Source organism: Microbispora sp. NPDC049125, assembly GCF_040802045.1.
In the GTDB taxonomy this organism is placed as follows: domain Bacteria; phylum Actinomycetota; class Actinomycetes; order Streptosporangiales; family Streptosporangiaceae; genus Microbispora.
The window spans coordinates 1-22,496 of sequence record NZ_JBEZDW010000024.1; the positions used below are offsets into that span (position 1 = coordinate 1).

Below are 22,496 nucleotides of genomic sequence, written 5' to 3' on the forward strand. Positions count from 1 at the left end.
CTGAAAGCGTGGAAGCTGCTGTCGAAGCTCCGCTGCTGCCCTCACCGCGCCACCCCGATCGTGCAGGCCATCCTCGTCCTGCAAGCCATCGAAGAGGACCGCTACTCAGGATGAAAAGGGCTCACTAATGCGGGTGCTTTGCTGCCGCGTGGCTTCCGGTCCTCGGGCCTTGGCGGCCCTGCGGTCCGGGTCCACTTGCCATCGGATGTCTGGGCGGGCCATGGGCCGGTGTGCTCAACGGCGTAGTGGCTATGGTGTCTCCGTGCAGCGACTCGTGCTCTTTGACCTGGATAACACCCTTGTAAACCTGGATGAGGCGTTCCGGTTATGGGTCGAGGAGTTCACCGACGAGCACGGCTTGGGAGCCGGGTCGGTGGACTGGCTGATCGGTTTGGACCGTGAGGGCTACCCGCACCGAGAGGTGTTCTTCACCGAAGTCCGAGCGCACTTTGCGCTGCCTCACTCTGTCGAGGAGCTGTGGGACCAATACCGGAAGCGGATGCCGCACCTCGTGCGCTGTCAGCCCAAGGTGCTGGACGGCCTGGGCCAGCTACGGGCGGCCGGGTGGCGCGTGGCGATCGTCACTAATGGGATGGCGGACAACCAGCTCGGGAAGATCCAGCAGACCGGATTGGCCGAAGCCGTGGACGCCTACGCCCTATCGGGAGCCGAAGGGATCCGCAAGCCCGAGGTTGGCTTGTTCGAGATCGCGGCCAAGCGGTGCGGCATGACCATTGCAGACGGGGGATGGATGATCGGGGACAGTCTGCTTGCGGACATCGGCGGGGGCCGGGCCGCCGGCCTCCGTACGATCTGGATAGACCGCGGGACGTGGCCGAATCAGGAGCACGGGGCGGATCATGTCGTTGCGGATGTGCTCCAAGCGATGGAGATCCTGCACGCAACGGCGTGATCGAGATGCTCCGCCGCAGTTCACCGCAACTGCTGTACAGCAGCCGCATACAGCAACAGCACCTCACACGAGCACACCTCACTTGCCCGCATCTACCGCCCGAGCAGGGCGGCGGGCCATCAACCAGGGGCCTGCCCTTCCCTATGGATCAGATGGTCAGGGGTACGGTGTCGGTGTCGGCGGGTGGTGTCCAGACAGCTGGCAGGAGTTCGGTCGCCCACTGGTAGGCGCGTTTGAGGGTGCCGTGCCGGATGGCCGCCGTGTCGCCGGTCTGGGCCATGAGGACTTCGCGCAGTGGGTGACGCGATTCGATGAGGTCATTGTTGCGCTCCTCCAGCCAGGGCCGGTCGCCCATGCCGTCGTTACAAGGTGCTATGGATAAAGAGGCTCTTCGCAGTTGAGGGTGTAGTCGGGGTGCGCGCGGCGATCGCCGGGTAGGGGTCGAGGCTTTGAGGATGGAAGCTTCTACGCGCACCGTCCTCCGGCCCGCAGGCCGACAGTCGCGGCCTACTGGGCGTTCGGCCTTAAAGTCCTGCAGATCGAGCCCCAGAAGGACTGCGGACGATGCGCTGACCTGGCGGAACGGCTCGCGTAAGGCCTACACAGGCTCACTGGGCGGCACAACCAAGAGCCCACGCGGTTGGCGACCGGAGCCCTCACTCAGCCTTTCCTCCTCCGATCATGCAAGACTTTGAGAGCGAGCGCGACGCCTCCGACGGCGATGCCGGCCGCCGCGGGCCCCGCATTCTCGAGCGCCTTGTCCCTCGCCTCGGCGGCCGCGTCCATCCATCGTCTCGCCTCCAATGACTGGCGGCCGGACTCGATCCCGAGCAGCCCGTGGAAATCATGGACGCCGGTCGCGACGTTGTTTCTCGAATGCACCACAACCGGGGACGTGGTCGGGTGCCACAGCAGCTTCGTGTTGGCCCTGTGGGCAGCCGCATCCATGCGGGCTATCAGATGCTCGGTGGCCTGTGAGATAGCGTCCAGCCGCTTTTGCCGAGCAGCCTTCAGTCCAAGGCGGTGCCCGTCCAGATCGTCCGGAGACGCGTCCAGCACGCGGCCCAGCCGGAGCATGTCGAATGCGTCCTGCAGATAGAAGCAACGAGCCAGAACGAAGAGCCACATCTGAACCTCGGACTCTGCTTCCTTGGCCGTCTTGGCGAGATCGCCGATCTTGCTCTTGCGCTCCATCTTCTTCGCGAGGCCGTTGAGTTGACGCAACGCGTACGCCTGGGTGTCTCCGATCTTCCCCGGCGTGTCCTGGACCGTCGACCACGTTATTTCGTCTACCCGGCGCACCGAGTCTCGGACGGTCATGGCATCCTCGATCACGAAGTCTGCTCCGTCCATGCGCGACAACACCTGGTCCCTCTGGGCGCGGAGCACGTCGTCGATCTTCTCGTCGATCCTGGCGAGATAGGCGGTGATCTCGGCCATGGACTGTTGCATCGCAGCCTGCGCCATGATCCCCGCGACACCAGAAAGCATCGCCGGGCTCAGAAGCGATCCGGGCCCCTTCGCGAATTCGAGGAATGTGCCGATCTGGCCGCCCTTCCTTCCCAGGACCACACCTGTGGGGAGCCCCGTCTTCGTGGCTTTCCTCAGCCCGTACTTGTTGACTTGGTGTGCCGACTCTTCAGTCATCTTCAGCCAGCGGCATGAGTTGGCGGCAATTTCAGAACCTGCCTGCGCTACTACGGCCCCTGTACCGAGGATGGACTTGAACCGCTGTCCGAGGTCCTTCGACGACGACCACAGGTCCTCCGAGACGAGGAATTCTTTTACAGCCGTCGACTCCGCGTTGACCGCCAGGCCGTCGCCGTCGCTGATCAACTGAATCTCGCTATCCATCGTTGGCTCCTAAGGTGGCTCTTCGCAGGTGAGAGTAGTCGGGGGTGGTGGAGGTCTCCCACCCGGGCCAACGACGCGCTGACCTTTATCACACCCCCAACTCTGTGAAGAGCCGGTAGAAGAAGACGGAGTGGACCGAGGACGCCAAGCGGCGCACCATGTCCGCTGGATCGTGCAAGCCAGATAGTAAGACCGTAAAGCGGGGATGCATCGCTCAGCCAGCTGCCGACCGGAAGGCGAACGCATAGGGTTCTGCTGGACGGTCCTGAGCGCGGGATATACACGGGATGATCTTGCTGTGCTAGGCCTTCGCTTGAGGCTGGGCCCCAGGTCAGGGGTAGTACTACCGGAGTAACCGTAGTGCTCTTGAAAACCGCTAGGCCGGGTGACCGGTCTCGTGGGTTCGAATCCCACGCTCTCCGCTCAACCAGCCAAAACGGCGCCTGACCTGGTGTTTCACCCCGGTCCGGCGCCGTTGATCATTCCGGCCATGCGCAACCGTACGCCACCCTGAGCAGCCCTCGGCCGCTGTTCGCGGGATATATGCGGGATGGATCTTGCGTGGTCGTTCGACATGGAGCGCGCGCACAGCGTGCCCCTAAGGCGTTAGGGCCTGTTGTGAAAGTGCCGACGGGCCGGACGAGGTGATGCCCAGGTCCGGCCCGTCCGCTCGTCTCTACAGGTCGAGCTGATACTGCAGGGTCGTGTGCGTGGGCACGTAGCCGAGGCTGTCGCTGATGTGTCTCATGTGCGTGTTGCTGTCGGCGGTGTCGGTCAGGAGGCCGCCGAGGCCTGGATAACGCCCGTGGGCTTGCCGGATCGACTCTGCCTTCATCCATCGGCCGAGGCCGTGCCCGCGGTGCTCGGGCAGTACGCCGGTGCCGTAGTGCTGGCCATCACCCGTGCCATTGCCGGGGACGACGAGTTCGGTGAATCCGGCGATCGAGTCGTCGCAGGTGTCGATGGCGACGACCGTGTGCAACTGGTCGCCGCGCTCTTCGACGGCCTTCGCCGCAGCCCGGACCCGGTCCACGTCCCAGGCCACGGTGCCGTAGTCGGTGTCTTCCATGGGCATGTCGTCCATGGCGCGGCGTGAGGCGGCAAACGTCTGGGCGAGGGCGTCGGGGACGGTTCCCTGCCATGATGCCAGCCGGTAGCCGGGATGTGGACGCTCGATGATCTCGGCGATGGCGATGGTGTCCACGTCGGCCAGTGGCAAGCGGGCGTACCTCAGGGTGAGGACCTTGCGGAAGCCGCGGGCCGGCAGGAATTGGTCGCCGGGCGATCCGGCCTGGGCCTGCGCCATGACGCAGCGTCGAGCGTTGTCCCGGGCGGCGGCCACGGCGGTGTCGAGGAGCCGGGAGCCGACGCCCTTGCGGCGCTCCACGGGATGGACGTGGAGGGTCAGTTCGGCCAGGTGCTGTTGTCCGCCATCGAACAGGCGCAGAAAGGCCGTCCCGACGGGGATGGAATCGGCGTCGGACGCCAGCCATGCAAGGCGTCGGCTGTGCGCCCCGTGAGCGGGGTCGGTCAGTGGGGTGATGCGGAGCGACAAGGTGTCTCCGTCGTGAGGAGGTGGCAAAGGTCAGTACGCGGGCTCAACTGCTGGGCACTCCTGCGCATGTGCTCCACACCTCCTCGTCGACAGCGCCGGTCCGGATCAACATGGACGGCTGCGACAACTTAGCTGGCCTATCGGTTCCTCGGCAAAGGGTTAAGTGAAGGCTGGTGCGGCAGTTTGGTCACAGCCACTCATTGATGGCCGCGGCCAGCACGGTTGCTTCGTAGCGGACGGCGAGTTTGTCGTATCTCGTGGCCACGGCCCGGTGGCGCTTGAGGCGATTGATCCCGCATTCGACCGCGTGCCTCTCGCGGTAGTCGGCCTTGTCGAACGTCGGCGGCCGACTCCCGCGGGAGCCGAGCTTCTTACGGTTGCGGACCTGGTCCTTCTTCTCCGGGATCGTGCACCGGATCCCACGTCGGCGCAGGTAGGCACGGTTCTTCCGGGAGCCGTACGCCTTGTCGGCACGCACCCGATCGGGACGGACGCGCGGCCGACCCGCCCTGATACGGGCCACGCGGACCTTCCTCAGCACGGGTTCGAACTGCGGCGAGTCGCCGCGCTGCCCGGCCGTTACCACGATCGCCATGGGCTTCTGTCCTTGCTCGACGGCCAGGTGCAACTTGGTGGTGAACCCGCCGCGCGAACGTCCCAGTCCATGATCAAGGAGCTCGGTGAAGACACCGCCCGGTGGTTCCCTCTGGAGGTCACCCTGCTTCCGGGCCCCAGCCGCATGCTGATGGGCGCGGCACGCGGTGGAATCGACGCTCAGGTGCCCACGCCGAGCCATACCACGACGATGATCATCCCGCACATATCCCGCAGCCCATGCGAAGGGTGCGATTACGTGGGGGTCAGCGGGCAGCGAAGGCTCCTCCGAGGTTGACGGAGGGAACCAGCGAAAGGCCGGCGAACTTTTTCAGATGCATCCCGCCGTACAGCGGATCACAATCGCTGCAGACGACAACGAGTAGCCGGGCAGGGGGGACGCCAATGGATGAGTGGCGGACAGCTGATCTCGCTCAGCGAGCGCGTTGGAATTGGATCATGCTTCGGGAAACGGTTGCTCTCCTTTCCCTGGACGCGCAACACCAGGTCACCGAGCCCTCTATTGACGAGTGTTTCGATTGGGATCCCAGCTATCCCGCCTCATGGCAGTCGAAGGAGATGGGATGGATCTCCTCGGAGTTGAGCGATCGACTCGACGCGATCGATGGCCTACTTGATCAGCTCAGCGATGACTCGACCGCGTGGAGCGATGAGGCGATCGCTACGTATCCACTTTGGGAGCACGTCCGCCAGGCCGCCGGTGATGCCCTCGCCCTCATGCCGGAAGCCCCGTGGGACAGCACATCGTCCGAGTGAACGCGAGACGGGATGATGTCGCAATAGGAAGAAGGCAGCGGATGTCCGAGACCCCCTCACGCAACCCTTCGACTCAGGCTGTCAGAGCGCTTTCGATTCGTTGGTTAGCGATGGCCGCGCCGCCGTCGATCCACTTGGCGTAGACCTTGAGCAGCACGTCCACGCCGTGCCCTGGCCGCCCGGACACGTCGGCCGCCGCCACTTCGGCGTTGAGCCAGAGGCTTACCGCCGCGGCGCGGGTCTGCGGCTTTGACTTGGCCACGACGAGGCGCCCCCAGCCGGTCTCAGGAAAGTGGCAGTCCTGCTTACGGAGACCGAAGGCTTCCGCGGGCTGAAGGCGGCGAAGTGGAGACATGCGAACAAGGCCCGAAAATGTCGCCCCCGGTCGAGGCGGCCGACGTATGTGACTGCCGTCAGTGGCTCCCGCCCGCTTCGGGTTGATCAGCACGCGCCCACCAATCAAATCGCGCGCTTTCGGCGGCTTCCATGCCTTGACCTTGAGTTACGGTGATCCAAGGTGCGACCGCCTCTCTCGTCCCTCCTACGGGAATCATCAAAGAAACCGACGCATGTGGAGTGTGATGAACCGCTCGATCCGCAGCAGGGGGATGATCGTCAAGGCGCTGGCCGGGCTCGTTTCCGGCGTGATCGCCGGCGCGGCCATGAGCGCCGTCTACCAGACCTACGGGGCCCGACGTGATCGCCGCCGGTTTCCTCCACCCGGCCGGATGGTCGACGTCGGCACTCGCCGGATCCACCTGTGGACCACGGGCACCGGCGCGCCGGCCGTCGTCATCGTGCCCGGATTGGGCGAGCCGGGTTTGAACTGGGCTGCGCTATCACCTGAATTGGCGGTGGAGTCGTCGGTTGTCCTGTACGACCGCGCCGGGCTCGGGTGGAGTGACCCATCCCCGTGGGCGGGGCCGGCGTTGGGAGCGGCACGGGACCTGCGGCGCGCGCTGGACGGGGCGGGAGTCCTCCCGCCTTACGTTCTGGTGGGGCACTCGGCCGGAGGAAACATCGTGCGGCTGTTCGCCGCGGAAAACCCTGACGCTGTGGCGGCCGTCGTCCTTATCGATTCCAGTCATCCCGAGCAGATTCGCCTGCTGCCCCGGACGAGAGTCGTCATCGCCCGAGAAATGCTGCGCTCGCGCCTGACGCCGCTGGGGCTTCGGCGCCTGGCCTTCGACGCCGGATGGAGCGACCGTGCCCGCCGCCAAGCCGAGGCCCGGCGCCTGCCGTCGAAGCTCCTGTCCACCAGGATCGCCTTCGACCTCAGCGACCGGCAGCGCCGCACCGAGCTGCGTGAGGCGGCGGCTGCGATCAGCGTCAACCCCGTACAGGTCCGCCGTCGAGCTCCAAGCCTGGGAGCGATTCCGCTCACCGTCATCTCGTCCAGCCCTGACGTACCGCCGGGCACCGACAGGAAGGCGATCGCCGAACAGCGCCGTTTCGCCTCCGTCTGGTCTCTACTCCAGGCGGACCTGGTACGGCTGTCCTCCAACGGTGCACACGTCGTCGCCGAGCACGCGGGGCATCACATCCACCGGGACCGGCCGGAGCTGGTCGTCAAAGTGATACTCGACCACGTTCGGCGAGCACGGACCGAGGCAGGGCGCGGTGGTTGACCGATACCGATGCGAGAGTCGGCGCAAGAACTGTGCCGGTGCCGGTCATGTGCTCACATCGCCGCTTCTGCGGCGGAAACGGCGACCGTGCCGACGCCACCAGGCACGTAGCCAAAGGAGCTGAGTAGTCGCCAGAACCGTCAGGACCACCACGGCGTCCACCAGCTCTGATGTGCCGCTGGGAGAGATCAAGGTTTGCGCCGACCGGACCACCAGGGTCACCATCACGGGAAGAGTGATGGTCGCGAAGACGCCGAGACAGGCGATCGTCCCGCCGACAAGCACCACCCCGTAGACGACCAGCCATCGGCGCTCGCGGCGACTCACTTGGGCGATCGGGCCGGGGTGACCCCGCCCCAGCAGTCGCGTCACCCCGTGTCGTACATAGGCGATGACGTCGCCGTACATGTTGCGACACCCCGTCAGATCCTGCAGCACGAAGTACAGGTCTGTACGCATGAACACGCAGGCCTGGGTGGCCAGCACGGTCATGCCGGTGAGCAGCGCGATCGAGTAGGCGGGATGTGGACCCGTCAGGACACTGAGGATCACGCACACCGCGCATAGGGCGATGTCCACTGTCATTCCGGAGAGGTAGACGGTGAGCCGCACCCGGCGCGGTGCCAGCCAGATACCCGAGACATCGGTCTGCACCGCCAGGAACTGCAGTCTCGTGCCGAAGGTGACCCGCCCGGGAACCCCTGCCGCTCGCGCGGTCACCAGATGCGCCATCTCGTGGACGAAAAGCATCAGCCAGCCGATCGCCATCCGCGTCAACAGCACGGCCGCCCCGCTCGGGCTCCACAGGATCGCGCGCCAGTTCGGCAGCGCCTCGGGCTGCCTGACCAGCAGGATCACACCGACCGCGATCAGCGCCGCGACACAGATGTGCAGGGCGGGGTTCAGAGCCCAGCGGACGCTGTCCGGACGTAACCAAGGAAAGGTCGGACGCGGCGGGTCAGGCACGGGGACGGGCCTGCCGTCGATGGCCGCCACCAACCCCGCGTCCGTCAACTGCCGGACGAAGGAGTCGATGTCCAGCTTGTACCCGGTCTCCTGCCGAAGCCGCTTCTGCGTTTCCCCGATGGGGAGACCGTCCTGCAGCAGGCGCAGAGCGCGCATCCCGACTTCGGGCAGGGCCACGAAATCGCCGGTAGAGACGCGCCCGACGATCCACTCCCCCCGATCCACGCGTACGCCGAGCTCATGCAGCACGACACTGCCGGTCATTGTTTCGATACGACGAGAACAATCGCCGAGGCCATGTCCGTCCACGAGGATCGTCGTTCCTGTCGCACGTCCGGCATGAGCGAACGCTCCCTGCTCATCGTGTTCCCCCAGTGACGCGCGGCTGAGCCGGAATACTCCGGCTCAGCCGCGACGGCCACGGCTTATTGGCCGTGGCTGTTACTGTCGAACCCCGTCGTCTCGATCTTGTCGAGCTTCCGGATCGAGATGACCTGCAACTCTTCGGCCTCGTCCGGTACAGGATGCGTTTCGCGTTCCTCCGCCACGAAAACTTCCTCTCAGTTCTGTTCGGGCCACGAGGTCTCGAAGCCCCCAAAACAGGATCATGATCGATCCCTAGAAGAAGTCAAGGGGTGACAATTGGCGCAGTCGGCACGCGGCGGAGCCCGAAAGACGTCGTGGTCTCCGAGCACCGCGAGGTTCATGGCTCGCAACGTCCCCGGCATCGGATCCGGCACGCCTGTGATAAGAGAGACAACGGATTGCGCGACCATCTGACCACTGATTCCGGCCGAGAAGGCGATCACGCCGGGGCCGCCGAGATCGACTTCTATTCCCGGTCGTCGCTTGGCTACCGCCTGCGCGCTCACACACTCGTAACACGCGCCCCGCGGCGGTGCGAAGACCCCGCAGGTGACAACGGGCCCGGAGTAACCGCCGCCGGCCCAGGGCACTCCCGCGGCAGCGCAGGCCCGGCTGGCCCAGACCTTGATGTTCTCCGGCCCGCGGGGCTCGTCCGCGCAGAGCGCCAGAACGTCGTAGCCTTCCACGAGCCGGGCGAGGTCACTCTCGTTCTCTATCCTTCTCCGTGAGCGGGTGACGGTGACATCGGAGTTGACCCGGCTGATCCGATTCGCGGCGACATCTGCCTTGAACTGTCCGATGTCGTCCTCTGTGTATAGGATTTGACGGTTCAGATTGGACAACTCGATCCGGTCATGATCAACGCAGTGGATTTCCCCGACTCCCACCGCGGCCAGTGCCCATGCGACGTGCGAGCCGGTGCCCCCCAGACCAAGTACGACTGCGCGGGAACGCTTCAACTTGAGTTGAAGCTCCCAATCGTGTTCTCGTGGGGTGAGATCAACGCGCCGGAAGAACGCGCGGCTTCTACTGTACCGATCGAACTCTCGTGCGCTGAGCCCTGAGGGGTTGGCGGCGGCGGCATCCTCAATATAACCCGAGGCCATCAAAGCCGACACAACCGCCGCCGCCCGCGTCAAGGGAAGGTCGGCGAAGCGTTCCGAAAGCAGCGTCGCAATGGTATCCGGGTCGTGAGTCCCGTTCATGAGTTGCAGCGCCGCCCACACCCAGCCCTCCGGGTCATGAATCTCGGCGGCGATGCCGTAGGTGTCACCACCGATTCGGATCGTCCCGCCATCAAGCCTGTGCGGCCTGTGCTCGGGCTTCACTTTGGGCATGCGATGCCTACGCGTCATTTGTGGCACTCCCCGTCCCGGAACATTCTGATCTTCAGCTGATGGTTACGGGATGTCAATCTCTGTCCGGGAATGTGGAACACGTGTCTGCTCACGCTGATCAGCACCTGCTTGAGGCGACCGCCGGTGCCCGCCGGGCGATGTCCCGAACTTGTGCGGCTCGTCAGGGCTCCAGGTCGGTCACTCCTTTGCCGCTCGCGATGTCGAACGGCACGGAAGCCTGATCGTGCACGATCAACCAATTATCGTTGATCTTCCGGAAGCAGAAAGTGGCCCGGACCCACATACCGCTCGTCGCCGTCCCGTTCTTCAGCGTGCCGCTGAGCCGGCCGAAGCAGTGCCCGAATGCCACGTCATCGCCCACGGTGAGTGTCAGGCCGCGGACTCCATAAGTCACATCCTGGAAGAACGTGAACACCTTCGCCCAGTTCTTCAATTTCGCCTCGACCCCTACATGCTGCAGCGGCGGCTCGACGTCGAAGGACACGACGTCCGTCGCGTAAAGCTGCTGCAGTCCATCGAGATCCTTGGCTCGTATTCCTTCGATGATCTTGCCGACCTGCCGCCTGATCTCGGCTTCGTCGTCCTCGCGTTGCGTAGCCATCGCCAGTCATCCCTTCCATCGGCCTCTCACTGGTACGACAACACAGCACCCTGGGATGTCAGGGCCGCGGCGTGCTCAATGGAAGGGTCCTGCCGGTTCTCAACTCGGTTACTTGAGACCGGCAGGGCGCAACGCGGCGGGCTGACTATCCATCAGGCAAAGCAGGTTTGATCAGCCGAGGGACCGACAACCGGACTCCGAGCCGCTCCGCCAGGCGGGTGTAGGCGGTGCTGGTGTATTGCTTGGGCTCAATCGGTCGTCGGCCACCACGACCAGTTCACGGGCGAGCCGTGAACGACGACCCGCCCGCGCGGGACCCGCGGTTCGGGGACCACCCGCCGGTCATCCCGTATGCGCGTACCAACCTGGATATGCGGCTGCTGCTCCGATAGCGGGGCGCTCACCGACGCCGACCGGCTGCGTGAGCAGCGCCGCCTGCTGACCGAGCGGATCGCGCGGCACCAGGCCATGGTCGAGGTCATCGACCGGGAGTTGAACGCCCGCACGCTCGGCATCACCCTCACCGCCGAGGAGCGGCTGGAGGTCTTCGGCAGCACACGGCTGGAGGACAACGCCGCCTTGGCCGAGGATCTGGCCGATCTCACCCAACGGGACCCCGCACAGGTCGTGCAGCACGAATGCCAGCCGCTCGCTCGGTCGGAGAGCCGCGGCCGAGCCTTGTGCGTATAGGTCCTCAAGCTGAGGGGTGCTCGTATCGCGTCACGATCACCTGCGAGTCCATCATGCGAGACTCGACCGGCCGCAGGGTGCGGCGTTCCTGGCCGGGTGCGAAGAGCGGCCTGCCGCCGCCGAGCACGACCGGGTGGACCGCGATGTGGTACTCGTCGATCAGGTTCAGTTCGGTGAGGGCGGCGGCGAGGCTCGAGCCGCCGGTCAGCAGGAGATCCTTGCCGGGCTGCCGCTTGAGCTCGCCCACCTCGGCGGCGAGGTCACCGCCGATGATCCGGGCGGCCCAGTCGTCGTCCTTCAGCGTGGTGGAGAAGACGATCTTCGGGGTGGCGCGCCACCGAGGGGCGAACTCAAGGACGTGCGGGTGGTCCGACATCGACTCGGCGTTCGGCCAGAAACTCACCATGCCCTCCCATACGCCGCGTCCGTACAGGAAGGTGTCGGACCTGTCGCTCAACGTCTCCGAGTACGCCGACAGCTCCTCGCCCATCACCGGCCAGTCGAACTCGCCCTGCGGTCCGTCGATGTACCCGTCGATCGACGCGTGCACCCAGTGAATGATCTTTCGCATGTCCGTCTCCTCCGTGTGATGTCGGCTTTCATCGGTTGGTCGGAGCCGCGGACCCGTTCTCTACATCAGGCCGGAAGAAGTTTTCACGCCCCCGCCGCCCATGTCACACGCCCGGTCACAGCGGACAGGTCAGCACTCTTCGGACTTCGCCGTCGGCTGGACGGGACGGGCCGCCAGGCCTTCGATGAGGAGCGACAGGAACCGGTCCCCGGCGTCGGCCGTCCAGGATGCCTGGCGTGTCGCCCAGGCCATGGCGTTGACCGCCGCGAGTAGTTGGTCGGCGTCTAGGTCGGCACGGATGTGACCGGAGCGCTGGGCGTGGGCCAGCAGGTCGCCGGCCGCGGCGCGGAGGCCGGCGCAGGAGGCGTGCAGGGTCGATTCCGGATCGCGCAGCGCGGCCATGACCGAGGCGGGAAGGCCGTCGTAACGGGCCGATGCCACGGCGAGTTCCCGTATCCAGGTGGCAAGGGCCTCGCCGGGGTCGGGGGAGGCGACGAGGTCGGCCGCCCGGGCGCGCAGGATGTCGAACCCCTGCCGCAGCAGCGTCTCGAGCAGCGCCTCACGGGTGGGGAAATGCCGGTACAGGGTCGCGATGCTGACCCCCGCCCGGCGCGCCACCTCGCGGAGGGATGCGTCGGTCCCCTCCTCCGCGAACGTCGCCCGGGCTGCGGCCAGGAGGTGCTCGTGGGTGCGCCGGCCGTCAGCGCGGACGGGAAGGCCGGCCGGCCAGGGGGTCACGTCGTTCATCTCAGGCTCTTTTTCGATTGCGGCGTTGCTAAGGGAAGCAGTGCTACGGATAATGGGAGCAGCGCTTCGGTTACGGCCGGAGCTTACCTGTGGACAGGTCCATGAGCCAGCGAGGAGATGTGCGGATGCCCCAGGAACTCGACGAGTGGCATGCCCGGGCCGGAGGCTACGTCGCACGGCCGGCGTTCGAGACCTACGCCGAGAAGTATTCGCGCTACTTCGTCATGCGCCGGCGTGACGGGATCATCGAGCTGCGGATGCACACCGACGGCGGTCCGGCCCAGTTCGACTTCGCGGTGCACAACGCCTGGGCCCAGGCCTGGCAGGAGGTCGGCAACGACCCGGAAAACGAAGTGCTGATCCTCACCGGCACCGGCGACCAGTGGCTGGGCACCCCCCAGACCATCGCCGCCGATCCCGCGGAGGTGGCGAAGGAGCTGATGAACGACCCGCGTCCCAAGGACTTCGCCTACGAGCACTCCTACTACGACGCCACCAAGCTGCTGGAGAACTTCGTCTTCGGCATCGACATCCCCACCATCGCGGCGATCAACGGACCCAGCCTCGCGCACACCGAGTTCGCGTTGCTGTGCGACGTCACCCTGGCCGCCGAGACCGCGACCATCATCGACCCGCACCTGCTGGCCGGCGTCGCGCCCGGTGACGGGCAGCAGCTCACCCTCCAGGAGCTGATCGGCACCAAGCGTGCCGCCTATCACCTCTACACCGGCCGGCCCATCGACGCGCGGCAGGCGCTCGAACTCGGACTGGTCAACGAGGTGCTGTCCGCCGACCGTCTCCTGCCCCGTGCCTGGGAGCTGGCCGAGGCCATCATGAAGGCCCCCCGCACCGCCCGCCGCTTCACCCACGCCATCGCACAGCGGCCCTGGAAGCGGCGCCTCGTCCAGGATCTCGGCTTCGGCCTCGCCCACGAGATGTACGGCATTCACGCCGACCGACGTCTCGGCCAGTGACTGGTGCCCGTGTGACAACACGGCCCGGACGGCGCCAGGGCGGGGCTGTCGCGGCTCGGCTTCTGAGAGCACGGGAGTCCGCTCGACCCCAGGATGGTGCCCCATCCTCATAGCGGATGAGAAAGGCCGACGCACGGTCTCGACGTCATCGAGACGTCCGCCTCGTCCCGCCATCCCGCACCCGACGCGACAGTTCAGAAGGATTACGACATGCATGATCACCTGGAACTCCGGCCCATCGTGGAAGCCGACCTGGACGCCTTCGACCTGGCCTTCCAAAGCGAGAGCGGCGCGAGCCGGTACCAGTGGTTCGGATTCACGCCGACGATGGGTTTGCGGGAGGCCTTGCGTACACGCGGGCTTCTGGCGGGGCCCGACAACATGCTCGCCGTCACGGTGGACGGCGAGCTCGCCGGGCGGGTCGAGTGGCTGGAGCGCGTTGGGGCCGGCGCGACACGTCGCTGTGCTGGGAGATCGCCATCGGCCTGCTACCGGACTGGCGGGGGCGTGGCATCGGGACCCGGGCCCAGCGCGAGCTCGTCCGCTACCTGTTCACGCACACCCGGGTGGAACGCGTCCAGGCGACCACCGACCCGGAGAACAAGGCCGAGATCCGGTGCCTGGAAAAGGTCGGATTCCAGCTCGAAGGCGTCGTCCGGCGCGCCCAGTGGCGGGGAGGCCGCTGGCACGACCAGCTGCTCTTCTCCGTCCTGCGTGACGAGTTCGACGTGAAGACGTCGGATGCGCCGGCCGGATCCACCTCATGAGCCCCCTGGGTCTCGCCTGGTTCCACGCCGGATGATCGCGCAGTGAGCCGATCGTCCATGAAGCCGTCCGGGAACGGGTCATGGCGGCAGGGGGAGGAAGCCGACCGTTCCCGGCGTCAGTTCCTACGCACAGGCTGACGCCGGGTGAAAACCAGGAGACATTCGCGGCCCTTGCGGTGATGCTGGACATGGCCGATCAGTTTTTGTCGGTGGCACCCGTCAGGCTTGCCGTAACAAGAACGCCCTGAGACTCAGAGGCCGGAACTCCGGCCATCGACCTCATGTCCCGACAATCCTGATGGAGGCGCCGTGTCCGTCGCACAGTCCGACTCGCCGGCCAGATCCGCGACCGCCGTTTCACGGCGAACCCCGGCCGTGGTCCGGCTGCTGGTGCTCGCCACGTTCGTCGTCATTCTCAATGAGACGATCATGATCAATGCGATCCCGCGGCTGATGGGGGCGCTGCACATCACCGAGCAGACCGCGCAGTGGCTCTCGACGGCCTTCATGCTGACCATGGCCGCTGTGATCCCGATCACCGGATGGTTCCTGCAGCGGGTGTCCACCCGCCATGCGTACGCCACCGCGATGGGCTTGTTCCTGCTCGGCACGGCGTTGGCCGCCGCCGCGCCGTCGTTCGAGGTGCTTCTGGGTGCCCGCATCGTTCAGGCATGCGGAACGGCCGTGATGATGCCGCTGCTGATGACCACATTGATGCAGGTCGTGCCGGAGGAGGACCGGGGCCGTGTGATGGGCAACGTCACTCTGGCCATCTCGGTCGCGCCCGCTATGGGGCCGGCGGTCTCGGGAGTGATCCTGCAGTTCGGGTCGTGGCGGCTGCTGTTCGCCGTGGTGTTCCCCATCGCCGCCCTGATCACATGGCGCGGCCTGAAGCAGCTCAAGAACGTCGGAGATCCTCAGGTCAGCTCCATCGACTGGTTGAGCGTGGTGACCGCCGCCACCGGCTTCGGCGGCCTGGTCTACGGGCTCAGCCGGTTCGAGGGCGGTGACGTCCGCGTGGCCGCCGCGATCGTGGGAGTGGGCCTGCTCGCCATCGCCGTTTTCGTCGCCCGCCAGCTGTCGTTGCAGAAGCGCGGCGTACCGCTGATGGACCTGCGCACCCTGCGCCACCGCACCTATACGGTCGCGCTGATCCTGATGTCGGTCGCCTTCATGGCGATGCTCGGCTCGATGATCTTGCTGCCGCTGTACCTGCAGAACGTCCGCGAGCTCACTCCCCTGGAGACCGGGCTCCTCGTGATGCCGGGCGGCCTGGCGATGGGGTTGCTCGGTCCGACCGTCGGCCGCCTGTTCGACCGGTTCGGCGGACGGGTCCTGGTCATCCCCGGCGCGATCGGGATCATGATCGCGCTCGCCGGCTTCACGCAGGTCACGATGACCATGCCGTACTGGCAGCTCCTCGGTCTGCACGCGCTGTTGATGGTGAGCCTAGCCGCCACCTTCACCCCGGTGTTCACCCTCGGGCTCGGAGCGGTTCCCCCGCACCTCTACTCCCACGGCAGCTCGATCCTGAGCACACTCCAGCAGGTCGCCGCGGCTTTCGGAACCGCGCTCGTGATCACCGTGATGAGCGCGCGAGCCGATGCCCTCGAATCCGCAGGAGCCACCGCGACGCTCGCCACGCTCGACGGCCTGCGGCTGGCCTTCGTCATCGGCGCGGTGCTGTCCGTCGGTGTGGTCGTCACCGCCCTGCTCCTGCCGGCCCGAGCGGACAGCTCGAAAGCATAGGAACGGACTCCGCCCGGGTGGTGTGATTTGCCGTGGCCCCGTCCGGGTCTGTTCCGTGCTCCGCGCAGGGCCTGGCGAGCTGAGCGACCAGTCGCCGGGCTCTCCGCTCAACCAGGCAAACGTGGGCACCGGGTCGGCGTGGTGCGGGTGCCTCAGAGACGACCGTCCGTGGAGTCCTCGCGTTGGGCAAGCTCAGCTCGATGGGGCTGGTTCAGGTGGTCGCGAGCCAGTCGGCGTACCGGGTGGGGGCGATGACGGCGTCGGCCGGGGCGATGATGGCGTTGCCCTTGACCGCGGCGAACATGCCCGCGGTGTCGTCGACGACGACCGGTCGGCTGTCGCCCTTGGCCTTCAGTGTGATCCGGCCGAGCTCGTCGAAGGTGAAGACGTCGGGGCCGGCGATGTTGCGGATGCCGTTCAGCGGAGCACCCGCGGCGACCTCGGAGACGGCGGCGGCGACGTCCGCGGCGGCGATCGGCTGAATGGGCGTGCGCGGCAGGCGCACCTTCTCCTCGTCGGCGGTCCAGGACATGGCCGCGTCGACGAACTCCATGAACTGGGTGGCGCGCACGATCGAGAACGGGATCCCGCCGGCCCGCAACAGGTCCTCCTGAAGCACCTTCGCCCGGTAGTAGACGAGGTCGGGCACCTGGTCGACACCGACGATGGACAAGATGACGAAGTGCCCGACGCCGGCCTCGGCGCTCGCGGCGATGAGGTTGTCCATCGACGTCTGGAAGAAGGCGGGCGAGGCGTCGTCGAAGGTCGGGGAGTTGGTGAGGTTGACGACGACGTCAGCGCCCGCCACCGCGTCGTCCACGCCCACGCCGGCGATGATGTCCACACCTGTGGACAGCGCGTACGGCACGGCCTCGTGCCCGGCCGCGATGAGATTCGCCACGACCTGAGAGCCGATCAGGCCGGTCCCGCCGACAACTGCGATCTTCATGGCACACCCTTCTGTTCGCCGGGGGCATCGGTCGCCGTCCGGTCGCCAGCTAAGACCGGGCAGCCCTCGGGCCTGTGACAGCTCCTGCGAAATGTCTCTCCCGGACGTGGTGTCACAGACTGGCAGGATGTCCTGTCTCAGGAGCAGGACCGATCCCATGGAGCGACAGGAGCAGGCACGTGCCCGCAGCGAGCACCGGACGCCGGATCCGGATCCGGATGAGCGCACGTGCGATCGACGAGCCGCACCGCGTGGCGAGCCAGCTTGAGCTGCTGTTCGACCTCACCTTCGTCGTCGCGATCGCGGCCGTCACCGCCCAGTTCGCACACGACAGTGCCGAAGGTCACGGCCTGGCCGGGCTCGTCCCGTTCCTCCAGGTCTTCTTCGCGATCTGGTGGGCCTGGATGAACTTCACCTGGTTCGCCTCGGCGTACGACACCGACGACGTCGTCTACCGGCTGCTGACCATGGTGCAGATGGGCGGCGTTCTGGTCCTGGCCGCCGGCGTGCCGGCCGCGGCCGACCACTCCGACTACCGGGCCGTCACGTTCGGCTACCTCATCATGCGGATCGGGCTCGTCGCCCAATGGCTGCGGGCCGGTGCCGACGACGCGGCGAGCCGTCGCACCGCGCTGCGCTACGCCGCCGGGATCACCTTCGTGCAGGCCGGCTGGGTGCTCCGCCTCGTCGTCTCGGAGACGGGTGCGTTGCCGCCGTCGGCCCAGGTGCCGTTCTTCGCCGCCCTGTACGTCCTGGAGCTCGCGGTGCCGCGCTGGGCCGAACGGACCAGGCCCACCAACTGGCACCCGCATCACATCGCCGAGCGCTACGGCCTGTTCACGATCATCCTGCTCGGTGAGAGCGTCCTCGCCACGAGCAGGGGAGTCGAAGGAGTGCTCGGAGCGGCCGGGGCCGGCAGCCCTCTCGTCGTCATCGCCGTCTCCGGTCTCGTCCTGCTGTTCGCCCTCTGGTGGCTCTACTTCCTCGCACCGGCCGGCGACGGTCTCAGCGACCGCCGCCATCGCTCCTACCTGTGGGGATACGGCCATTACGGCATCTTCGCCGCACTCGCCGCCCTCGGGGCCGGCCTTGAGGTCGCGGTCGAGCAGACCGGGCACGACATCGACGCATCACCCCTGGCCATCTGCTACGCCGTCGCGATCCCGGTCGGGGTGTTCCTCATGCTGGTCTGGATGGTGAACGCGTCGCTCCTGGCGAAGCCGGTCATGCGTCCCGCCGTGATTCTGGGCTGCGTCACCGTCATCCTGCTCCTGCCGCTCGCGGCGCCGCAGCTGGGAGTGGCCGCCGTCGTGGCGGCGATCGCGGCCTCCTGCGTCCTGCTGGTCATCCTCACCATCGCCCCCTGGACGCGCCGCCTCCAGGACGGTTGCCCGAAGCCGTGAGCCAGGCGTACCTTTCGTAAAGTACGTACTTTACGAGCACGACAAGGTGATCTCCATGGAGCCGCGGGAAAGCGAGTTCGTCGACCGGATGGGTCTGGTCATGGAGCGCCTTGGCGGAACGCGGACGATGGGCCGTCTCTACGCCTGGCTCATGATCTGCGACCCGCCACACCGTTCACTCACCGATCTGGCGGCGGAGCTCGGCGTCAGCAAGACCGCGGTCAGCACGGTCGCCCGGCAGCTGGAGGCGGGCGGGATGATCGAGCGCGCGCCCACGCCGAACCGCGAGCATCGCTACCGCGTGGTCAGCGGCGGATGGACCTACGTCATGCGGGTCCAGTTGGCCGCGATCCGGCTGAGCCTCGAAGCTCTGGACTTCGGGCTGTCCGTCGTCGGTGACGACCACCCCGAGCAGCGGGCCAGGTTGGAGGAGACCCGCAACTTCTTCGCCTTCACCGTGCAGGACGCCGACGAGTTCCTCCAGCGCTGGGAGAAGTTCCGCGAAAGCGCGACTCACGATCGGAGCGTGAGATGAACGAGGGAAAGGTCGACTTCCGGGCCGTCCCCGACGACGGGGTCACCTGGACGCTCCTCGGCACCCTGTACCTGCGGGCATGGGACAACCGCCTGCCGCACCCCATTCTCGGTGACCGTTACGCGGCCGAGGCGATCGAGCGCATCGACTATGACTTCGCCAAGCTGAAGCGGCGCGTCAGGCCCGGCGGCAGCCAGTTCCTGGTCGGGCTGCGGGCCCGGCAGCTCGACGACTGGGGCGCCGCCTTCCTGGCCCGCCATCCGGACGCCACCGTGCTGCAACTGGGCTGCGGCCTGGACAGCCGGATGATGCGCCTCGACCCGGAGGGCGCGCTGCGCTGGTTCGACCTCGACATGCCCCAGGTCATCGACCTGCGCCGGCAGATCTACCCGGAACGCGGCCGGTACCGGATGATCGGCGCGTCCGTCACGGAGGACGGCTGGCTGGAGGAGATCCCCGCCGACCGTCCCGTCCTGGTCGTCGCCGAGGGGCTGCTGCCCTACCTGACCGCGGCCGACGTACGCCGCCTGCTGGGACGGCTGACCGATCGCTTTCCCTCGGGTGAGCTGATCTTCGACGGGCTGGCTCCCTGGGTGGTCCGGATGAACAAGCTCTTCCAGTGGTCGCCGCGCGACGGCCGGGACGTCGAGCGCTGGAACCCCCGTCTCACCTGCGCGGAACAGGTGCCCGTCACCACGCATCGCCGCTTGATCCCGGTACGCCGCTACCGGGTCCTCTACCGGCTCCTGCACGCCGTACCGGCACTGCGGAACATATCCGTTGATTACCGGTTCACGTTCTGACCGGACCTGCTCAATCGGAAATCGGCCCACGACCAAGGGAGAGGCGATGGCCGGCATCATCGAGCGGTACGACATCCCCGAACAGCTCTTCTGGCTGCGCGGATCGCGATCAGGTCCGCCGGTGGAATACGACGCCCGCACAAGACTCTGGAACGTCTACGGCTATCCGGAGATGCACGAGATCTTCGGCGATCCCGCGACGTTCTCCTCCGACACCATGCGGGTGGTCCCCAAGGAGATGCTTCCGGACAGCGAGGAATTCTCACTGAGGGGCTTCATCACCCAGATCGACCCGCCGGAGCACGGCAAGTTGCGCAAGCTGGTCAGCAGCGCCTTCACCCGCAAGGTCGTCGCGGATCTGGAGCCGAGGATCGCCGAGCTCACCGGCGAGCTGCTCGACGCGGCCCGCGACCGCGGCCGCCTGGAGCTCGTGACCGATCTGGCCTATCCGCTTCCCGTCATCGTCATCGCCGAGTTGCTCGGTGTGCCCAGCAGCGATCGCGGCCTGTTCAAGCAGTGGGCCGACGGGTTGTTCCAGCGCGACACCGATGTCTCGCTCGCCAAGTCCGAGGCGGAGCAGAAGGAGGACATGCAGGCGACGCTGAAGCCGTGGAGGGAGATGACCCTCTATCTCGGCGCCCACGCCGCCGAACGCAGGCGGCAGCCGCGCGCCGACCTGCTCACCAGGCTGGTCGAGGCCGAGGTGGACGGCGAGCGCCTGCCCGACGACCAGGTGGTCAACTTCGCGATGATCCTCCTGCTCGCCGGACACATCACCACGACCATGCTCCTCGGCAACACCGTGCTGTGCCTGGACGCCTTCCCCGAGCAGCAGGACAAGGCGCGCGCCGACCGCGCCACGATCCCCGCCGTCATCGAGGAGTCGCTCCGCTTCCTCACCCCGTTCGCCGCCCTCGGCCGCTCCACCACCCGCGAGGTCGAGCTCGGCGGCGCGACGATCCCGGCCGACCACATGGTCATGATCTGGCTCGGAGCGGCCAACAGGGATCCTCGCCAGTTCCCGAACCCTGACGTCTTCGATCCCGGCCGCGACCCGAACCCGCATCTCGCCTTCGGACGCGGAATCCACTTCTGCCTGGGCGCTCCCCTTGCCCGGCTGGAGGGGCGGGTCGCGCTCAACATCCTGCTCGACCGGTTCGACCTGCTGCGCACCGATCCCGACGACCCCGTGAGCTTCATGCCCACGCCCACCATGACGGGAGTACGCCGCCTCCCGCTGCGCTGACCGCGCCGGGGACGCGGGTCAGGGGAGCTGGCTCAAGCCGAGGCCGCCGGTGGTCTTGAGGCCGAGCTTCTGGGAGCCCTTCCGCTCGCCGGCGGGAAGGATCTCCAGCTCGCCCCTGCCGTATACACCGGGAAGACCCACGATGACGTCGGCTCGGGAATCGCCGCGGACGTTCGCAAGCCGCAGGGTCGTGCCGTACCTGGTCTCGTAGGTGTCGTGCGCGTACGTCCGGATCGGCTGTGCGGTCACGCCGGTGGCGGTTCCGGCGTACAGCACGGCCCGGTCGTGGTCGCCGTCGGCGGCGATGTGGACGGCCAGGTCGGCGCGGCCGTCGCCGGTGACGTCGCCGAGGCCGACGTTGGAGGGATAGCCGTCTGATCGCCGCAGTGCCTGCGCCGGACGGAACCCGTTGCCCTGGCTCAACTGGACGAGCACCTGGAATACCGCGCCCTGGCCGTCGGGCGACGTGATACGGACGAGGTCGGCCCTGTGGTCCCCGTTGAGGTCGCCGACCGCGAGGCCACGGGCCGCCCGTTCGGTCGCAGTGATCGACCAGGCCCGCTTCAGCGAGAGGCCCGAACGGGAGCCGGGCACGACGGTTATCCGCTGCGGCCCGACGCCGTCGGGCACGCCCACGCGGTGCTCGGTGGCCACGAGGTCGGGCAGCCGATCGCCGTTCACGTCTCCGGCGGCGAGTGCCGCGCCGAACTGCGGAGCGCCGTCGGTGAGGCGTCCGTCCACGCGCAGGCCGTACCTGCCTCCGCGCAGCACCACGATCTGCCTGCTCCCGGTGACGGCCACGTCCCCGTAGCCGTCCCCGTCGAAGTCCGCGGCCGCCATGGCGGGTGTGGTGACGGGCCAGGGGATCACTGCGGCGCCCTGGCCGCGCAGCCCGGACGGCGAACCGCGGAAGACCACGAGCTTCTTGCGGGCGGACGCCAGGACGTCGGCGTAGCCGTCCTTGTCGAAGTCGCCCGAGGCGAGCACCTGCCCGAGGTTCCCCTTGGTGATGGGGCCGGCGGGCGTGACGATCCGCGCCCGGCCCGAAACCTCGGCCGAGCCGCCGGAGTAGACGACCACTCCTCCGGCATCGCCCTTCCCCTTCACCTTCAGGAGGGGAAGCCCGGCGACGACGTCCACGCGCCCGTCCCCGTTGACGTCGCCGGCTTTCGCCGGTCTGGCAGCCGTGGCCTCGGCGGGCACGGCCACCGCGGCAGCCTCGGCCACTCCCGCCGCTCCGGCCGCTCCCGCCGCTCCGGCCGCTCCCGCCGCTCCGGCCGCTCCCGCCGCTCCGGCCGCTCCGGCCGGTGCGACCGCGACAGCCACGACGAGGCCGCACTTCCCCATGCTCCCGGCGATCCCGCGCATGACCATCCCCCAGGACGTGGCTACATCGCAGGTCGCCCGCGGCAGACCTGGGCAGTGCTCCTCCGCAAGCCTGGGGCACCTT

At 67.2% G+C, this 22,496-nt stretch carries 24 protein-coding genes and 1 pseudogene; 12 read left to right on the plus strand and 13 right to left on the minus strand.

Annotated features, from left to right (window positions below):
* Together AB0B72_RS25185 and AB0B72_RS25190 are read left to right on the plus strand one after the other, a co-directional pair.
* A pseudogene (locus tag AB0B72_RS25185) lies at nt 1-114 on the plus strand (IS5/IS1182 family transposase); the annotation flags it as partial.
* Nucleotides 115-262: 148 nt separating this feature from the next.
* Nucleotides 263-913: an HAD family hydrolase gene (locus AB0B72_RS25190; RefSeq protein ID WP_367741394.1), complete on the plus strand. Its 651-nt coding sequence runs from the start codon at nt 263-265 to the stop codon at nt 911-913.
* 148 nt (nt 914-1,061) lie between these two features.
* Here AB0B72_RS25190 and AB0B72_RS25195 read toward each other — a convergent pair whose 3' ends face one another.
* The 4 genes from AB0B72_RS25195 to AB0B72_RS25210 form a co-directional block, all read right to left on the minus strand.
* Nucleotides 1,062-1,268, minus strand: a complete 207-nt coding sequence (locus AB0B72_RS25195; protein WP_367741395.1) for a hypothetical protein — start codon at nt 1,266-1,268, stop codon at nt 1,062-1,064.
* Nucleotides 1,269-1,573: 305 nt separating this feature from the next.
* Nucleotides 1,574-2,767, minus strand: coding sequence for a hypothetical protein (locus tag AB0B72_RS25200; RefSeq protein WP_367741396.1), 1,194 nt, complete (start codon nt 2,765-2,767; stop codon nt 1,574-1,576).
* A 676-nt stretch (nt 2,768-3,443) separates the two neighbouring features.
* Nucleotides 3,444-4,322, minus strand: coding sequence for an N-acetyltransferase family protein (locus AB0B72_RS25205; protein ID WP_367741397.1), 879 nt, complete (start codon nt 4,320-4,322; stop codon nt 3,444-3,446).
* 187 nt (nt 4,323-4,509) lie between these two features.
* Nucleotides 4,510-5,118 (minus strand): IS5 family transposase, encoded by a 609-nt coding sequence (locus AB0B72_RS25210; RefSeq protein ID WP_367741398.1) that lies wholly within the window; start codon nt 5,116-5,118, stop codon nt 4,510-4,512.
* A 257-nt stretch (nt 5,119-5,375) separates the two neighbouring features.
* Here AB0B72_RS25210 and AB0B72_RS25215 point away from each other — a divergent pair, with 257 nt between their 5' ends.
* Nucleotides 5,376-5,693 (plus strand): hypothetical protein, encoded by a 318-nt coding sequence (locus AB0B72_RS25215; protein WP_367741399.1) that lies wholly within the window; start codon nt 5,376-5,378, stop codon nt 5,691-5,693.
* Between the two features lie 73 nt (nt 5,694-5,766).
* Here AB0B72_RS25215 and AB0B72_RS25220 read toward each other — a convergent pair whose 3' ends face one another.
* Nucleotides 5,767-5,955 carry a hypothetical protein gene (locus AB0B72_RS25220; protein WP_367741400.1) on the minus strand — a complete coding sequence of 63 codons (189 nt, stop codon included), beginning with the start codon at nt 5,953-5,955 and terminating at the stop codon, nt 5,767-5,769.
* Between the two features lie 319 nt (nt 5,956-6,274).
* On the opposite strand from AB0B72_RS25220, the gene AB0B72_RS25225 reads away from it, so the two are divergent.
* Nucleotides 6,275-7,321: an alpha/beta fold hydrolase gene (locus AB0B72_RS25225; protein ID WP_367741401.1), complete on the plus strand. Its 1,047-nt coding sequence runs from the start codon at nt 6,275-6,277 to the stop codon at nt 7,319-7,321.
* Nucleotides 7,322-7,366: 45 nt separating this feature from the next.
* Here AB0B72_RS25225 and AB0B72_RS25230 read toward each other — a convergent pair whose 3' ends face one another.
* The 4 genes from AB0B72_RS25230 to AB0B72_RS25245 all read right to left on the minus strand — a co-directional run bounded on the left by AB0B72_RS25230 (nt 7,367) and on the right by AB0B72_RS25245 (nt 10,612).
* Nucleotides 7,367-8,551 carry a hypothetical protein gene (locus tag AB0B72_RS25230; RefSeq protein WP_367741402.1) on the minus strand — a complete coding sequence of 395 codons (1,185 nt, stop codon included), beginning with the start codon at nt 8,549-8,551 and terminating at the stop codon, nt 7,367-7,369.
* A gap of 161 nt (nt 8,552-8,712) precedes the next feature.
* Nucleotides 8,713-8,835: a hypothetical protein gene (locus AB0B72_RS25235; RefSeq protein ID WP_367741403.1), complete on the minus strand. Its 123-nt coding sequence runs from the start codon at nt 8,833-8,835 to the stop codon at nt 8,713-8,715.
* Nucleotides 8,836-8,892: 57 nt separating this feature from the next.
* Nucleotides 8,893-9,981: a ThiF family adenylyltransferase gene (locus tag AB0B72_RS25240; protein WP_367741404.1), complete on the minus strand. Its 1,089-nt coding sequence runs from the start codon at nt 9,979-9,981 to the stop codon at nt 8,893-8,895.
* A 190-nt stretch (nt 9,982-10,171) separates the two neighbouring features.
* Nucleotides 10,172-10,612: a nuclear transport factor 2 family protein gene (locus AB0B72_RS25245; protein ID WP_367741405.1), complete on the minus strand. Its 441-nt coding sequence runs from the start codon at nt 10,610-10,612 to the stop codon at nt 10,172-10,174.
* A gap of 351 nt (nt 10,613-10,963) precedes the next feature.
* Between AB0B72_RS25245 and AB0B72_RS25250 the strand changes: the two genes are divergently transcribed.
* Nucleotides 10,964-11,302 (plus strand): hypothetical protein, encoded by a 339-nt coding sequence (locus AB0B72_RS25250; RefSeq protein WP_367741406.1) that lies wholly within the window; start codon nt 10,964-10,966, stop codon nt 11,300-11,302.
* A gap of 4 nt (nt 11,303-11,306) precedes the next feature.
* Here AB0B72_RS25250 and AB0B72_RS25255 read toward each other — a convergent pair whose 3' ends face one another.
* Nucleotides 11,307-11,873: a dihydrofolate reductase family protein gene (locus AB0B72_RS25255; protein ID WP_367741407.1), complete on the minus strand. Its 567-nt coding sequence runs from the start codon at nt 11,871-11,873 to the stop codon at nt 11,307-11,309.
* 129 nt (nt 11,874-12,002) lie between these two features.
* Nucleotides 12,003-12,620, minus strand: coding sequence for a TetR/AcrR family transcriptional regulator (locus AB0B72_RS25260; RefSeq protein ID WP_367741408.1), 618 nt, complete (start codon nt 12,618-12,620; stop codon nt 12,003-12,005).
* 125 nt (nt 12,621-12,745) lie between these two features.
* On the opposite strand from AB0B72_RS25260, the gene AB0B72_RS25265 reads away from it, so the two are divergent.
* The 3 genes from AB0B72_RS25265 (at nt 12,746) to AB0B72_RS25275 (ending at nt 16,110) form a co-directional block, all read left to right on the plus strand.
* A complete protein-coding gene (locus AB0B72_RS25265; protein ID WP_367741409.1) occupies nt 12,746-13,594 on the plus strand; it encodes an enoyl-CoA hydratase/isomerase family protein in 849 nt (282 codons plus the stop codon).
* A 425-nt stretch (nt 13,595-14,019) separates the two neighbouring features.
* Nucleotides 14,020-14,361: a GNAT family N-acetyltransferase gene (locus tag AB0B72_RS25270; protein ID WP_367741410.1), complete on the plus strand. Its 342-nt coding sequence runs from the start codon at nt 14,020-14,022 to the stop codon at nt 14,359-14,361.
* 309 nt (nt 14,362-14,670) lie between these two features.
* Nucleotides 14,671-16,110, plus strand: a complete 1,440-nt coding sequence (locus AB0B72_RS25275) for an MDR family MFS transporter (protein WP_367741411.1) — start codon at nt 14,671-14,673, stop codon at nt 16,108-16,110.
* 211 nt (nt 16,111-16,321) lie between these two features.
* Here AB0B72_RS25275 and AB0B72_RS25280 read toward each other — a convergent pair whose 3' ends face one another.
* Complete coding sequence (locus AB0B72_RS25280) at nt 16,322-17,059, minus strand: SDR family oxidoreductase (protein WP_367741412.1); 738 nt, start codon at nt 17,057-17,059, stop codon at nt 16,322-16,324.
* 179 nt (nt 17,060-17,238) lie between these two features.
* On the opposite strand from AB0B72_RS25280, the gene AB0B72_RS25285 reads away from it, so the two are divergent.
* The 4 genes from AB0B72_RS25285 to AB0B72_RS25300 are packed head-to-tail and all read left to right on the plus strand — an operon-like array spanning nt 17,239 to nt 21,046.
* Nucleotides 17,239-18,462, plus strand: coding sequence for a low temperature requirement protein A (locus AB0B72_RS25285; RefSeq protein ID WP_367741413.1), 1,224 nt, complete (start codon nt 17,239-17,241; stop codon nt 18,460-18,462).
* 55 nt (nt 18,463-18,517) lie between these two features.
* Entirely contained in the window at nt 18,518-18,997 is a 480-nt protein-coding gene (locus AB0B72_RS25290; RefSeq protein WP_367741414.1) for a GbsR/MarR family transcriptional regulator, read from the plus strand.
* Nucleotides 18,994-19,800, plus strand: coding sequence for a class I SAM-dependent methyltransferase (locus AB0B72_RS25295; protein WP_367741415.1), 807 nt, complete (start codon nt 18,994-18,996; stop codon nt 19,798-19,800). The genes AB0B72_RS25290 and AB0B72_RS25295 overlap by 4 nt, the downstream gene beginning before the upstream one ends.
* A 46-nt stretch (nt 19,801-19,846) precedes the next feature.
* Nucleotides 19,847-21,046 carry a cytochrome P450 gene (locus AB0B72_RS25300; protein WP_367741416.1) on the plus strand — a complete coding sequence of 400 codons (1,200 nt, stop codon included), beginning with the start codon at nt 19,847-19,849 and terminating at the stop codon, nt 21,044-21,046.
* A gap of 18 nt (nt 21,047-21,064) precedes the next feature.
* On the opposite strand, the gene AB0B72_RS25305 is transcribed toward AB0B72_RS25300, so the two are convergent.
* Nucleotides 21,065-22,414 carry an FG-GAP repeat domain-containing protein gene (locus AB0B72_RS25305; RefSeq protein WP_367741418.1) on the minus strand — a complete coding sequence of 450 codons (1,350 nt, stop codon included), beginning with the start codon at nt 22,412-22,414 and terminating at the stop codon, nt 21,065-21,067.
* Between the last annotated feature and the right edge of the window lie 82 nt (nt 22,415-22,496).

Bases quoted from the DNA above. Each gene is read 5' to 3' on its own strand.
- AB0B72_RS25195 (WP_367741395.1), bottom strand. From the start codon at position 1,268: ATGGGCGACCGGCCCTGGCTGGAGGAGCGCAACAATGACCTCATCGAA.
- AB0B72_RS25200 (WP_367741396.1), bottom strand. From the start codon at position 2,767: ATGGATAGCGAGATTCAGTTGATCAGCGACGGCGACGGCCTGGCGGTC.
- AB0B72_RS25210 (WP_367741398.1), bottom strand. From the start codon at position 5,118: ATGGCTCGGCGTGGGCACCTGAGCGTCGATTCCACCGCGTGCCGCGCC.
- AB0B72_RS25215 (WP_367741399.1), top strand. From the start codon at position 5,376: ATGCTTCGGGAAACGGTTGCTCTCCTTTCCCTGGACGCGCAACACCAG.
- AB0B72_RS25225 (WP_367741401.1), top strand. From the start codon at position 6,275: ATGAACCGCTCGATCCGCAGCAGGGGGATGATCGTCAAGGCGCTGGCC.
- AB0B72_RS25230 (WP_367741402.1), bottom strand. From the start codon at position 8,551: ATGACCGGCAGTGTCGTGCTGCATGAGCTCGGCGTACGCGTGGATCGG.
- AB0B72_RS25245 (WP_367741405.1), bottom strand. From the start codon at position 10,612: ATGGCTACGCAACGCGAGGACGACGAAGCCGAGATCAGGCGGCAGGTC.
- AB0B72_RS25250 (WP_367741406.1), top strand. From the start codon at position 10,964: ATGCGCGTACCAACCTGGATATGCGGCTGCTGCTCCGATAGCGGGGCG.
- AB0B72_RS25255 (WP_367741407.1), bottom strand. From the start codon at position 11,873: ATGCGAAAGATCATTCACTGGGTGCACGCGTCGATCGACGGGTACATC.
- AB0B72_RS25260 (WP_367741408.1), bottom strand. From the start codon at position 12,620: ATGAACGACGTGACCCCCTGGCCGGCCGGCCTTCCCGTCCGCGCTGAC.
- AB0B72_RS25265 (WP_367741409.1), top strand. From the start codon at position 12,746: ATGCCCCAGGAACTCGACGAGTGGCATGCCCGGGCCGGAGGCTACGTC.
- AB0B72_RS25280 (WP_367741412.1), bottom strand. From the start codon at position 17,059: ATGAAGATCGCAGTTGTCGGCGGGACCGGCCTGATCGGCTCTCAGGTC.
- AB0B72_RS25290 (WP_367741414.1), top strand. From the start codon at position 18,518: ATGGAGCCGCGGGAAAGCGAGTTCGTCGACCGGATGGGTCTGGTCATG.
- AB0B72_RS25295 (WP_367741415.1), top strand. From the start codon at position 18,994: ATGAACGAGGGAAAGGTCGACTTCCGGGCCGTCCCCGACGACGGGGTC.
- AB0B72_RS25300 (WP_367741416.1), top strand. From the start codon at position 19,847: ATGGCCGGCATCATCGAGCGGTACGACATCCCCGAACAGCTCTTCTGG.
- AB0B72_RS25305 (WP_367741418.1), bottom strand. From the start codon at position 22,414: ATGCGCGGGATCGCCGGGAGCATGGGGAAGTGCGGCCTCGTCGTGGCT.